Below are 12,106 nucleotides of genomic sequence, written 5' to 3' on the forward strand. Positions count from 1 at the left end.
CCTGACCACCTTCGACGGCGAGAAGCCACTTCAGGAGCGGACCATGGACAACGAGATTCAGCTGATCAGCGACGGGGATGGGCTGACAGTCATCGGGAGCGCGAAGGATGTCGAAAACTTCCTCGCTTCGGAGGGACTGCCGTCCAAGAGTCTCGGACCGCGGTGGTACAAGTCCGTCTTCGCTACGGGTGCTGCAGTCGCAGAGGCAGGATCGGAGATCGCCGCCAACTCCGCTCACTGGGTGAAGCTGACGCCGAAGTCGGCGGTGCTCCTCAAGAAGTATGGCCTGAGGGAGAGCGCGAAGACAGGGCTCAGCACGGGTGTGCTGAAGGGACAGAAGGGCCAGATCAAGGGCTTCCTCGAGTTCGCGCACGCGCCCCGATCGCTCCTGTCCAACCCGGCGACTCTTGCCAACGCCGGGAAGTTCATGGCGCAGGTCGCCATGCAACAGACCATGGACGAGATCACTGACTATCTCGCCGCGATCGACAAGAAGGTCGACGACGTACTGCGTGCGCAGAAGGACACTGTGTTGGCCCGCATGATCGGAGTGGGCTTCGTGATCGAGGAGGCCATGACGATCCGAGAGAAGCGGGGCAGGGTCGACGAGGTCACCTGGTCGAAGGTGCACGCCGCGCCGGCGACGATTGCGGAGACGCAGGCGTACGCGCTGCGTCAACTCGACGCGGTCGCCGAGAACATGGAGCGCAAGACCAAGATCGGTGATCTCGCCACGATGGTCAAGGAAGTTGAGGCCATGGTTCGAGAATGGCTCGCCGTTCTGGCTCGCTGTTTCCAGTTGCAGGACGCGATCGCCGTACTCGAACTCGACAGGGTGCTGGACGCGTCCCCCGATGAGCTCAACGGGCATCGCCTCGGCCTGAAGGCCGCCCGGCAGGACCGGCTGGAGCACATCTCGCGGAGCACCGAAACTCTGCTGGCCAGGATGAACGCCGCTGCTGGCGTGGCCAACGCCAAGGTGTTGCTGCACCCGACCGCCTCCCCGGCTGTGGTCCAGTCGAGCAACCAGGTCGCGACCGGCGTCCATGACTTTCACGTGCGGCTCGGAATCGAGTCCGGTGGCGACTCATCTGAAGCGAGGCGATGGACGGAAGCTGCCCTGGAGGTGAGGGACAGAGCGTTGGAAAAAGGAGTAAATGGTGTTGGTGCTGCCCGAAGCCTTGGCAACGAGACCCTCGACCGGGCCAACTCGGTGAAAAACAAGCTCTCCAGCGGTATCGCCGAGCGAGCGCGTCGTCTGCGCGGGAACGACGAGCAAGGCGACAAGAAGTCTGAGTGAGCGCCGACTATCCCTGTATGCCGGACGACTGACGCAGCCTCCTGCCGGCCCTGCACCAGAAGGACCACCGTCCGGCCCTGAGCCGGGCGGTCGTCGTGGCTTCCCGCCGCGTCGGGCATGCGACGGGAGGCGTCACTCGTCTAGCGTGGCCAGTAGGCTGGCGGTGAGACGGACGGGTCCACACGCTCGAAGCGGTGCTTGCTCACCGGGTTCAAGCCCTTGATGTGAATCAGCTGCTGTGTGTCTGCTTCGTCGAGCTCGCCGACGATCAGGGGCATGGCCGCTACCACCGCGCCCATAGCCAGGCCGAGACCGACCATGCCCTTGTGCGCCTGGCTGAAGCGGATGTGGTGCATGCCCGACTTCTTGATGGCCTCTGTCTCCGACGGATCCTCCAGCTGTCGGGCGTCCCTGGTCAGAAAGACGTCGAAACCCTTTCTCGCAGCATCGGGGAGAAGCGCGAGATCCTTCTTGCCCGCCCACTTGATCTCGCTGACGTGCTTGACCTCATGTCCGGGCAGGATCCGTCTGAGCATCTCCAGCACCTGTACGGGGACGTTCTCGTCGATGAGGATCCGCATCAGGCAGCGCGCGCTCCCGTGCTGTAGCTGTCCACGTAGAGCGCGAAGGAAGCAGCGTCACGTGCTGCGTCAGCGGTGACGCCGGGGTAGTAGGCGGCGATCTCCTCCGGCGGGATGCCGTCCTCGATCAGCTCCGCGACGGTGTCGAAGGGGATCCTCGTGCCCGTGATCACGGGCTGTCCGCCCTGAGTCTCGGGGTCGACAGTGACGTGTTGCTTCGGCTGGAGCAGGTGGGGGACGACGACGCCGGCTCTGGGAGCGAACTCCTGGAGGATGTCGGCCATGGTGGCGATCACTCGTTGGCCAGGGCGTTTGACCAGATCGGTGCCGTGGTCATCGTGGCCTGCGAGGACGATCGAGTCGCCCTCGGCCACCAGGGAGTAACTGGACAGGTGCTCGACCTCCCCGATCTTTTTCAGCGTGGCCAGGGCTACGCGGATCTTCTGGAGTGACACGTCCTGGCGAAGGTGGGCGAACGCGCGCAGCGCGAGTACGTCACGGAAGGAGTACAGGGCCGGCCTGGCTGCCAGCTCAGGCTGAAGGATCGGCCCGTTGCCACGGTCCTGCCTCCACGTGCGCAGTTGTCCGACCGTCGCTCCCGAGAGGGCGGCAGCCATGCGGGTCGAGTACGCCATCTGCTGCCTCCCATCCTGATCGCGTGCTGTGGGGTGCCATCATCCCAGTTCTCCGAGCGGGAACGCTACAGAACGATGAGAGCCCAGATGCTCCAGATCCTCTGCGGCGCAGCGGTGAAACGTCCAGCGTGCGTGAGCCGTGCGTGAGCGGACAGGTCGGCACGGGCTGGGCCGGACGAGCACGTGCCTCTCGGCTGCACGCCGCTGACCAGCAAAAACAGGACTCTGTGCCACGGCTCGGCATCCATCGTCACGATCTCGCAAGCCCTCGTAATGCGTAGGTCTCGGGTTCGAATCCCGAAGGCGGCTCATCGGACCCAGGCCGCACTGATGTGCGGCCTGGGTTTTTTGTCGTTCGTGTCGCTCACCCGTGCCCGAGTCGGTACCTGAGGTCGGAGCGGACGGCGCGCATCCCTTCCTCGATGCTGAGGAAGGGGGACGACTCGAGGTCCGCCCATACCCGGGACTCGACCGAGAGGTTCACGTTCGCCCCTCCCGCCACCGGCTCGTGGACGACGGGTACCGGCCGGTCGAAGAGGCGCTCGGCGATCCGGAGCAGTTCGTCGATCCGCAGACGGCGTCCGCTGCTGAATATCTTGCGGACATGGGGGTCCGTGCCGCGGGTGCGGGACCGTACGGTCTCCATCGCCGAGACGACCATCCGGGCGCAGTCCCGTGCGTAGATGTAGTCGCGCGTGGTCTCCAGGGCGGCCCGCAGCCGCAGGGGTTCGCCGGTCAGCTGCGCTTTGACGAGGGCACTGACCAGGCCCTGGTTCTTGCCGAGGTTCTGGCCGGGGCCGTACAGGTTCGTGATCCGACCCGACACCGTGGGCAGTCGCCAACGGCGCGCCAGAACCTCGGCCTCCTCCTCGACGGCGAGCTTGGACGCACCGTACGGGTTCGTGGGCACGGGCGGGGAGAACTCGGTGAACGGCGGGTGTTCCGAGCCCGCGAACGCACCGCCGGCTGAGGAGGCCAGGAACAACGCGCCGCCGGTGGGTCCCCCCGAGCGTTCGAGCCCGTCGTTGATGCCCGCCAGGAGGAGGCTGACCTGGAGGCGTTCTCGCTCCACCTGCTCGGCGGGGGTGTGGAAGACGGCCAGTCCCGCGCACCAGTACAGGTTCCAGCGCGCCGGCTGCTGAGCCAGGTCCCTGCCCAGCGCGTAGAGCTGCTCACAGGCGCGGCCGTGGTCGTCCCACGGGATGCGTACCCGCCGGCTGAGCCGATTGCCCAGCACGCCGAGGATGTGCCTCCCCAGCAGACCCCCGCCGCCCACGACGATCTCCTGCGCCGAGACGGTTCTCTCGCTCACCGCGGGGCCGTGCTCTCTCGACGACAGGAGTGCCTCACTGCCGGCTGCATACGGAAGAACGCGGTCCATGGTCAGTTCGCCCCCGGGTGCGGCTGCGTTCGGACATCCGGTGACCGGGTCACGTCTTTCATGGGGCACCCCGGTCTCCCGATGTACGGACAAACGGTCGTCATCGTCCGACTGCCTTCCTGCCGGCCCTCGTTCACCGCTGCCCCTCGGGCAGCATGTCCCGTGCCTGCCGCGGACGCCTCCGGTGGGGTGCTCCCTCGCACGCCGGCCGGTCCAGGTGCTGTGAAACGGCGAGTACGCGTTGCCCGACCGCCTCCTGCTGCCGGCGGTCCAGCACGAGGGGGAGCAGTTCCTTCCAGGCGGCGTACAGATCGGCCAACTCCTCCTGGAGGCCGAGCCGCGCGGCCAGTTTCGCGGACTGCATGAGGGTCCTCAGCACCACGTGTCCGTCAGGAACCCGGGAAGGGCTGATGCGGCTGGCTCCCACGAGGCCGTTCGACGCCTTGTAATGGAGGAAAGCGGCGCGGACGAGCCGGCGTTGTTCCTCGAACGGGATGGTCTTCTGCGCTTCCAGCTGTGCCGCCTGCAGCAGCAGCGGGTGCATCCGGTATGTACCGCATCGTGTGCGTTGCAGCAACGCGCGGTCCGCGAAGCGCCTGCAGGCACGCCGTGCCCAGTCGGTGGACACGCCCAGCACGGCCGCGACCGACGTCTCATCGATCTCGGGGCAGGGGAGCAGCGATAACCGGAGGTACCGGTCGTGATCGAAGTCCTCCAGGCACGTGAAGGACGTCATGAGCCGGCCGACCAGACTGCGGCCGGGAACTTCCAGTTCACTGAAGATGGAAGCCGAGGACGACAGTTGCTCACTGAGTTCTCGGAGGTTCAGGAAGTCGCGCGTCGATATCCGGGCGGCGGCGAGACGGAGTGCCAGCGGCAGATTGGCGCACTGCTGGATCAGCGCGCGGGCGTCCTCCGTCTCCTCGGCGTCGAAGCGTCTGCCGATCATGCAACTGAGCATCTCCAGACATTCGTCCTCGTCCGGTACTTCGAGTGAGATGTGATGAGCGCCGTCGATGCCATTGAGGATGATGCGCGACGTGATGATGCAGGCGCTTTCGCTCGAGGGCGGGATGAGGGGTTCTACTTGCTCGATGTCGCACACGTCGTCGAGCACGACGAGCAGCTTCTGTCCGGCGGTGATGGTCCGCCATTGTGCGAGGCGGCCGTCTTCCGAAGGTGAAATGTCCTCGTCCGCCAGGCCCTTCTGTCTGAGGAGTATTCCCAGCGCATTTGACACAGTGGCGGTGGAGGCCGAAGAGAAGCCGTCCAGGGATACAAAGAACTGGCCGTCCGGATAGTGATGGGCTAGTCTGTGCGCCAGGCGGACGGCGACGGCGGTTTTACCCACGCCGCTCATTCCGTGAACGGTCGCCACCAACAGCGGGTGGGGTCCTTCCGCGGTCAACAGTTTCTGCAGCTCATTGATTTCGCGTTCGCGGCCACCGAAGTCCTGCAGATCCCGCGGCAGGCAGCGCGGACCGACGGGGGAGCCGGGACGTGGGGGAGGGGTGGTCGAACCCGAAGGTTCGGGGACATGTGTCGCGCCCGCGTAGGAAGCGGCGGGCGCGGGAATGGCGACACCGGAAGGAGCGGTGACCGGCTGTCCGTGAATCTTCGATGCGACGTGCAGTATCGAGGCGAGTTCATCGGACCTGCCCCTGTCGCCGAATCCCTGCACGGTCTTGTTCAAGAGGACGCGGTGCTGTTCCACCAATTGAGAGATCCGGCGCTCCTGCCCATGGGGCTCGGATCCTTCGCAAGGGCGTCCGCGCCAGAGCGCCAGCGCCGAATACGCGGCCGACAGGTCGTCGTCGCTCGTCAGGGGGCCCGACATCACCTGGTCGAAGAGGCGGCAGAATTCGGATACGTCGGACTGCTTGGGCGGCAACTTCAGCATGTAGCCGTCCTGGGACGTCGTCACCAGGTCCCAGTCCTGGTCCAGACTGGTCCGGAGTGCGGAGACCATCTTGCGGACCTGGTGGTGCGCGCTGGACGGGCGCTTGTCGCTCCAAGCGGCCCGGACGAGGTCCTCTATCGCCACCGAGTACTCGGGTTGAAGAGCGAGATACGAAACCACGGTGCGGTACTTGCGCCCGGTCAATTGAAGCAGGGTGTCGTCGCACCGGACCCTGAGTGGGCCCAGAACGTCAAACCGGATGAAACCCATCACATCTCCCCGTTGGATATTCGATCAGTCTCAGATATGACCTCGGTCGGAGCCGTTCGGATACTTTTGTGATCGGTCTTCGGTGTGCGGTGCCCTCAAGGCGAGGAGGGCTTGGAAGGGCCCCTTGATGGGAGATCTCCCCTCGCGCCAGGCGCGGAAGAAAAGCGGCACCGAGATGCCGCCCATGCGGTCAGGGGCAACGCGGGGAAGGGGTGGAGGGGCGGGATCCGGCGAGGTCGAGCGCCGGTCCCTCAGTCTCTGTCCGCGTGGTCCCCGCCAACCCGGAGAGATCTTCTCGTGACGGTGAAGAAATGGTGGAGGGTCGGCGAAAGCTGCTGCGTGACGATACCGGGCCCTCTTCGCCGACAGGAGCGGTCCGCGTCTTTGCGGGACTGCTCGGGTCCGACGGTGCTCGCGCCTCTGGAGTTCCCTGAGGTCCGGTCCACCGGGTCCTGCACTTGGAATCCTCCCCCGTTTCCCCCGTTGCGTGCAGATTGCAGGATAGCACTCCGCTTCCGTTGCTGTCCGTATTTTTTCGACTATGCAAATCGGTGAACGTCTTTGATCCGGGACACCCTCGAGGGGTGGTTCACTTGGTTGAACATTTCACCGACAAGGCCATGGGCGTCTCCCGGGAACTCGGGGGGACACCCATGGCCGGCCTTGCGCGGTTCACGTAGTGCAATGGTCAACAGAATTCCTCGGCGACCTCATGTATGGCCGATTCCCAGTGCTCCGGGTGGGGCCGATGACGCGGCATCGTGGAGATCACCGTGGAACGCCGGGCCCGTACGGACGGCAGCCGACGTGCGGCCAGGGAGAGGACGGTGCCTGGGCCGATTTCCACGAACGTGTGGGGACCGGAGTCGAAGTTGTGGCGGAGCGCCTCCCAGAAACGCACCTTCTCAGCCATCTGACGCGTCCAGAACGAGGCGGGCATGATCTCCCGGCCACTGATCCTCCGCGCCGAGTAGGCCGAGACCATGGGCCGTCCCGTCGCGGACAGACGATGACCGTGCTGGGCCAGGAACTCCTCGAACCGGGCGGCGGCGGGGGCGAGGAGGGGGGAGTGGAACGGTTCGGTCGAGGCGACGCGCAGGCACGTCACACCGTGCGAGCCGAGGTGCCGCATCGTGTCCGGGAGGTCTTCCTCGGCACAGCTCACGACGCACTGGTTGTCCGCGTTCTCCGCCGCTATGACGGCGCGTCCGCCCAGGGCGTCGAGATGCTCCCGCAGCGACTCCTCCGTCGCGCGGCACGCGATCATCCCTCCCCGGGGGGCGGCGTCGAGGAGCCGGGCCCGCTCGGCCAGGAGTGCCCCCGCCAGCTCGAGGTCGAAGGCCCCCGCGAGGGTGGCCGCCGCCAGTTCGCCCACGCTGTGACCGACCAGCGTCACGTCGACACCCTTGAGCTCCTCCAGCCACACCGCGCCCGCCGCGTAGTCGAGGCCGAACAGCATCGGCTGCGCGAAGGACCCACGTTCGATGCCGCGGGCCGAACCGTGCAGCCACTCGCGCCGGAGCCGCTCGGCACCGGTGCCGAACGCGTCGAAGAAGTCGTCGAGCGCCTTCCTGAACCGGGCGTCGGACTCGTAGAGCGGGACCCCCATGGAAGCGAACTGCGACCCCTGCCCGGGGAGCATCAGCACGAGGGACCGGGGCGCGGACTCCCCTCCGTCAAAGGCGGCGCCGGTCGCCTGATGCGGCACTGCGTGCTTCACCGGCTCACCAGCCCGTCACGCCGGCCAGGAAGGACGGCAGATCATTCGCGCGGTACGTCCGCACCCCCGGCAACGACCGCTGTACGAATCCCGAGAGGACCTTGCCCGGCCCCAGCTCCCAGGTCTGTGAGACCTCCAGCCTCTTGAGCTGCGCCATCACGTCCACCCACCGCACCCGGTGCACGAGCTGCCTGCCGAGCTGGTGCCTGATCTCCTCCGCACTCGCGTAGGGCTCGGCGGTCGACCCGGAGATCAGCATCGTCTTGGGCGTGCAGAAGTCGAAGCGCCGGAGGTACTCCACGAAGTCCCCCGCGACGCTGCCCATGAGACTGGAGTGGGCCGGGCCACCGATCCTCAGGACGGACGTGCGGACGTCGGTCGCCGTCGCGACGCGCTGGACCAGGAGGTCTATGGCGGCGCACTGGCCGGAGACGACGACCTGGAGGGGCTCGTTGTGGTTGGCCACCTCGACCACCTCACCGGTCTCGGACCGCACCTGCTCGCAGATCTCCTCGACCTGCCCGATGGCGAGACCGATGACGGCCGCCATCTTCCCGTCCACCTTGTGCTGCACCTCCGCCATGAGCTGACCGCGGCGGTGGACGAGCTGGAGAACCTCCTGCCAGGTGAGGACGCCGGCCGCCGCCAGCGCCGAGTACTCGCCCAGACTGTGGCCCGCGATGACGTCCGGCTCCGCGCCGTTCGCCTGCGCGGCGACGAGCGCGGTGTAACTGCACAGGAAGACGGCGGGCTGGGTGACCGGCATGTGGCGGAGCTTCTCGCCGGGGCCTTCCTCGCAGAGGCGGGTGAGGGGGAAACCCAGGACGTCGTCCGCCTCCCGCCACAACGGCGCGATCAGGTGGGGGTACCGTTCTCGCAGGTAGGCGCCCATGCCGATCTTCTGGGTCCCCTGACCGGGGAACAGGAACGCTCTCACCGCGTCACCTCGGGTTCCAAGTCGTCGTGGAGGCGCACCGCGTCGTCCCAGTCCTGCCGGGCCCCGGCGCGGGCCACCGGGTACCAGTGGTGATCGGGACGGATCCAGGCGTCCGTGCGCGTTCCGTCGTCGGGGACGAGCGCCCGCTGCACGCGGCGGGCGCCGGGGTTCACTCCGCTCTCCCGGAGCCGGGCCGGGGACAGACGCCGGCGGACCGCGCCGCCGGGCGTCAGGTAGCACACGTCGACACCGGCCAGGGCGTCGGCGATCCTGCGCCGGTAGTCCGCGTCCCCGGCCAGTCTCGCGGCGACCAGCGCCTTGCGTTCCGTGGCCGCCGCGTCGGTGTCGAACAGCAGACGTGCCTGGGCGCGCAGTCTCCCCGCGAGAACGGTCAGCCACGAGAACCGCTCGTCCTGGTAGTCGAGGAGGCCTTGCCGGTCCCCGTCGTCCAGATACCCCAAGACCCGCCAGCCCAGCGCCTCGGCGTCCATCAACGACGTGTTCAGCGCCTGGCCGCCGATGGGGACGAAGGGGTGGGCGGCGTCACCGCACAGCACGACACGGCCCTTGACCAGCGGGTGTGCCACTGTCGTGTCGTCGCTGAAGGTCCGTGACCACGACGGCTCGGCCGGCAGGGTCTCGCCGGTGGACTCCTTCCAGGCCGTACGGAGGTCCTCCAGCGTGCGTTCCTCGCCCTCGGGCCAGCGCGGATCGTGCAGCATCACCCGGGTGATCCCGGGGCTGATCGGTGCGGCGGTCACGGTGTACCGCCCGTGTCGCTCGAAGCGCCGCCCCGCCAGCCCGTCGCCCTGGACATCGGCCTGCACCAGTACGCGCGTGGCCGGCTCACCCCCGCACTCGATCCCCAGCAGCGACCGCACCGTGCTCCGCCGGCCGTCCGCCGCGACCAGCAGGGTCCCGCTGAACGTGGTGCCGGCCCGGGTACGCACCAGACAGCGCCCGCCCTGCTCGCGGACGGACTCCACGTGCTCCCCGTGGAGCAGCCGCGCGCCGTGCCCGCGGGCCCAGCCGGTCAGCGTCCGTACCAGTTCCGGCTGGGGGCACTTCCAGACACCGGCCCGCCCGGAGTCGACCTGGGAGAGGTCCACGCGCAGGCCGCCGTAGTGTCCGTGGGCACTCCAGGGCAGCTCCGGGGAGAACTCCACTCCGTGGTGGTCGAGGATCTCCCTGGCACGGGCGTGCAAGGTGGAGGCGCGGGTCTGCGGGCTGGGCGCGTCCCGCGCCTCCAGCACCGTGACCCGCGCACCCGCCCCGGCGAGAATCCCGGCCAGGAGCAGTCCGCTGGGCCCGGCGCCGACGACGAGAACGTCCGAGGTCTCGGGCTCCGTCATGTCCCCACTCACCTCTGCGACACGGCGGTGCCGGCCCACCGGACCGCTGCTTCGAGGGTCCGCAGGCTGTTGTTGCCCAGGTTGCGCCGGGCGAGCCGTTTGGCGTCCGAGACCGTCGCGTCGGCACCGAGAACCTTGTGCACCGCGTCGGGATCGATCGCCACGGTGTGCTTCGACGTGACCCGCCAGCTCTCCCCGGCCGGCGTGATGGTCCACTCGCCGGTGTGCAGCGACAGCAGCGCGGGCAGCGTCACCTGCTTGTACAGCAGCCGGGCCGGGCTCTGCGACACCCGGTAGGACTCGGTGACGTGCGTGTCACCGTCCGGGGTGCGCGTCCGCATCCGGAGGAACTGCAGGCCGTCGGAGAACTCCCGCATCTCGGCCTCGGCGACGTGCTCCAGGCGTCCCGCCCACAGCTCACCGCGGTCCAGGAACGAGAACAGCAGGACGGGGTCGACCGTGGTGTCCACCGCATCGGTGAAGGTGAAGGGACTGGCCTCGCTGTCGGCGTCCCGTTCGCAGGCGAACTTGAGCGCCGAGAGCTCCTTCGTGCTGTTGGTCTCCACGGCTCGGGCGATCCATGTGAGCGACTCCGCCGAGTCGTTCTCCGCACGGTAGGTGTGCGTGAGTTCGACCCGGCAGGTGTCCTCGGACAGGGGCAGGACCTGCCACGCGCCGGACATCTCGGCGACGGGCGAGGAGGTGACGGTCTGCGCGAAGCGGATGGTGCGCGCGACGGGGTCGAGCTCACGCTCGGAGACCCAGGCCTTGGGTTCTCCGTTGGCGGTGGCCCACAGCTGGATCGTCTGCCTGTTCCCGTCCCGGGCCAGTTCCGCGCCGTGGATGGTCGGTTCGAACATCTGGGACCACTGCCCGACGTCCTCCAGACGGCGGTACACCGCGTCGGCGCTGCCGGCGATCGTGGCGGAGTGCAGGTCTGTGCGAGCCGGATCGGCCATGTGAATCATCTCCTAGAAGTTGCCGAGGCCGCCGCACACGTTGAACGCCTGAGCCGTGATCGAGGCGGCGCCTTCGGTCGTGAGGTACTCGACCAGCGAGGCGACCTCGTCGGGCGTGCTGTACCGGCCGAGCGGGATCTTCGCCTCGAAGGCGGACAGCACCTCGGCCTCCGTGGTCTTCCAGGCGCCTGCGTAGGCCTGCCGGACCCGTGAGGCCATCGGGGTCTCCACGTAGCCCGGGCAGACGGCGTTCACGGTGATCCCCTGGGGGGCCAGCTCCTTGCCCACCGCCTTGGTGAAGCCGACGACACCGTGCTTGGAGGCGGAGTACGGGGCGGCCAGCAGAACTCCCTGCTTCCCCGCGGTGGAGGCGATGTTGATGATCCGGGCGTGGTCCACCTCGCCGATGCCGCCACGGGCCAGCACCTCCCGCGTGACGTAGAAGACGCTGTCGAGGTTGGTGCTCAGTACCTCCCGCCACAGCTCGTCGCTCAGCTCCGCGGTCCGGCCGCCTCCGTTCCTGCCCGCGTTGTTGACGAGGATCCCGAGGGGACCGTTCGTCTCCACGGCCTCGCGGACCAGATCGCCCACTTGGCGCGGCTTGCTGACGTCGGCGATCAGCGAGGTGACGGGTGCACCCTGCTCCGACAGTTCCTTGGCGGCCTGCTGGAGCCTTTCGGAGTCACGACCGCAGATCGTGACGGTGTGGCCGGCCGAGGCCAGGCGCCGTGCGACGGACTTTCCTATGCCGCTGGAACCGCCGGTGACCAGGGCATGACGGGGAAGGGTCACGATGCCGCCGCCTGACGCGCGAGGGCATCGTTGACCGCGTCCAGCATCTGCTGAGGCGTGTCGAGGTCGGCGAACACCGAGTCGTCGAGCTCGATGTCGTTCTCGCGGCCGAGGCGCAGGCCGGTCTCCAGCACCGCAAGGGAGTCGTACCCCAGCTCGGAGAACGCCATGGTTTCGAGGTCGGTGTCAAGATCGACGCCTTCGTCGACACCGGAGCCCTCCTCGAGGGCTCGCCTGAGATCGTCCATGGTGACGCGTGCGGACATTCCTTGCTCCTTC

At 67.7% G+C, this 12,106-nt stretch carries 11 protein-coding genes; 1 reads left to right on the forward strand and 10 read right to left on the reverse strand.

The window, feature by feature from the left end; all coding sequences use genetic code 11:
- Positions 1-43 precede the first annotated feature (43 nt).
- Entirely contained in the window at positions 44-1,300 is a 1,257-nt protein-coding gene (locus ACZ6A9_RS11295) for a hypothetical protein (protein ID WP_468982567.1), read from the forward strand.
- A 140-nt stretch (positions 1,301-1,440) separates the two neighbouring features.
- On the opposite strand, the gene ACZ6A9_RS11300 is transcribed toward ACZ6A9_RS11295, so the two are convergent.
- The 10 genes from ACZ6A9_RS11300 to ACZ6A9_RS11345 all read right to left on the reverse strand — a co-directional run bounded on the left by ACZ6A9_RS11300 (position 1,441) and on the right by ACZ6A9_RS11345 (position 12,093).
- Positions 1,441-1,881 carry a DUF5615 family PIN-like protein gene (locus ACZ6A9_RS11300; protein ID WP_387129159.1) on the reverse strand — a complete coding sequence of 147 codons (441 nt, stop codon included), beginning with the start codon at positions 1,879-1,881 and terminating at the stop codon, positions 1,441-1,443.
- Positions 1,881-2,516: a DUF433 domain-containing protein gene (locus tag ACZ6A9_RS11305; RefSeq protein ID WP_387129157.1), complete on the reverse strand. Its 636-nt coding sequence runs from the start codon at positions 2,514-2,516 to the stop codon at positions 1,881-1,883. The genes ACZ6A9_RS11300 and ACZ6A9_RS11305 overlap by 1 nt, the downstream gene beginning before the upstream one ends.
- A gap of 364 nt (positions 2,517-2,880) precedes the next feature.
- Positions 2,881-3,828 (reverse strand): NAD-dependent epimerase/dehydratase family protein, encoded by a 948-nt coding sequence (locus ACZ6A9_RS11310; protein ID WP_468982571.1) that lies wholly within the window; start codon positions 3,826-3,828, stop codon positions 2,881-2,883.
- Positions 3,829-4,030: 202 nt separating this feature from the next.
- The gene (locus ACZ6A9_RS11315; RefSeq protein ID WP_468982573.1) at positions 4,031-6,067 is read right to left on the reverse strand and encodes an AfsR/SARP family transcriptional regulator; all 2,037 of its coding nucleotides are present in this window, start codon (positions 6,065-6,067) and stop codon (positions 4,031-4,033) included.
- Positions 6,068-6,755: 688 nt separating this feature from the next.
- Positions 6,756-7,787, reverse strand: coding sequence for an acyltransferase domain-containing protein (locus tag ACZ6A9_RS11320; RefSeq protein WP_468982577.1), 1,032 nt, complete (start codon positions 7,785-7,787; stop codon positions 6,756-6,758).
- A gap of 4 nt (positions 7,788-7,791) precedes the next feature.
- Positions 7,792-8,724, reverse strand: a complete 933-nt coding sequence (locus ACZ6A9_RS11325) for an ACP S-malonyltransferase (protein ID WP_468982579.1) — start codon at positions 8,722-8,724, stop codon at positions 7,792-7,794.
- Complete coding sequence (locus ACZ6A9_RS11330) at positions 8,721-10,076, reverse strand: FAD-dependent monooxygenase (RefSeq protein ID WP_468982581.1); 1,356 nt, start codon at positions 10,074-10,076, stop codon at positions 8,721-8,723. Before ACZ6A9_RS11330 ends, ACZ6A9_RS11325 begins: the two co-directional genes overlap by 4 nt.
- 8 nt (positions 10,077-10,084) lie before the next feature.
- A complete protein-coding gene (locus ACZ6A9_RS11335; protein ID WP_468982584.1) occupies positions 10,085-11,035 on the reverse strand; it encodes an aromatase/cyclase in 951 nt (316 codons plus the stop codon).
- 12 nt (positions 11,036-11,047) lie between these two features.
- Complete coding sequence (locus ACZ6A9_RS11340; RefSeq protein ID WP_468982981.1) at positions 11,048-11,830, reverse strand: SDR family NAD(P)-dependent oxidoreductase; 783 nt, start codon at positions 11,828-11,830, stop codon at positions 11,048-11,050.
- Positions 11,824-12,093: an acyl carrier protein gene (locus tag ACZ6A9_RS11345; RefSeq protein ID WP_468982586.1), complete on the reverse strand. Its 270-nt coding sequence runs from the start codon at positions 12,091-12,093 to the stop codon at positions 11,824-11,826. Before ACZ6A9_RS11345 ends, ACZ6A9_RS11340 begins: the two co-directional genes overlap by 7 nt.
- Positions 12,094-12,106 lie beyond the last annotated feature (13 nt).

Source organism: Streptomyces sp. NPDC041124, from assembly GCF_055592385.1.

Coding starts and splice junctions, on each gene's coding strand:
- ACZ6A9_RS11295 (WP_468982567.1), top strand. CDS start 44: ATGGACAACGAGATTCAGCTGATCAGCGACGGGGATGGGCTGACAGTC.
- ACZ6A9_RS11300 (WP_387129159.1), bottom strand. CDS start 1,881: ATGCGGATCCTCATCGACGAGAACGTCCCCGTACAGGTGCTGGAGATG.
- ACZ6A9_RS11305 (WP_387129157.1), bottom strand. CDS start 2,516: ATGGCGTACTCGACCCGCATGGCTGCCGCCCTCTCGGGAGCGACGGTC.
- ACZ6A9_RS11315 (WP_468982573.1), bottom strand. CDS start 6,067: ATGGGTTTCATCCGGTTTGACGTTCTGGGCCCACTCAGGGTCCGGTGC.
- ACZ6A9_RS11330 (WP_468982581.1), bottom strand. CDS start 10,076: ATGACGGAGCCCGAGACCTCGGACGTTCTCGTCGTCGGCGCCGGGCCC.
- ACZ6A9_RS11335 (WP_468982584.1), bottom strand. CDS start 11,035: ATGGCCGATCCGGCTCGCACAGACCTGCACTCCGCCACGATCGCCGGC.
- ACZ6A9_RS11345 (WP_468982586.1), bottom strand. CDS start 12,093: ATGTCCGCACGCGTCACCATGGACGATCTCAGGCGAGCCCTCGAGGAG.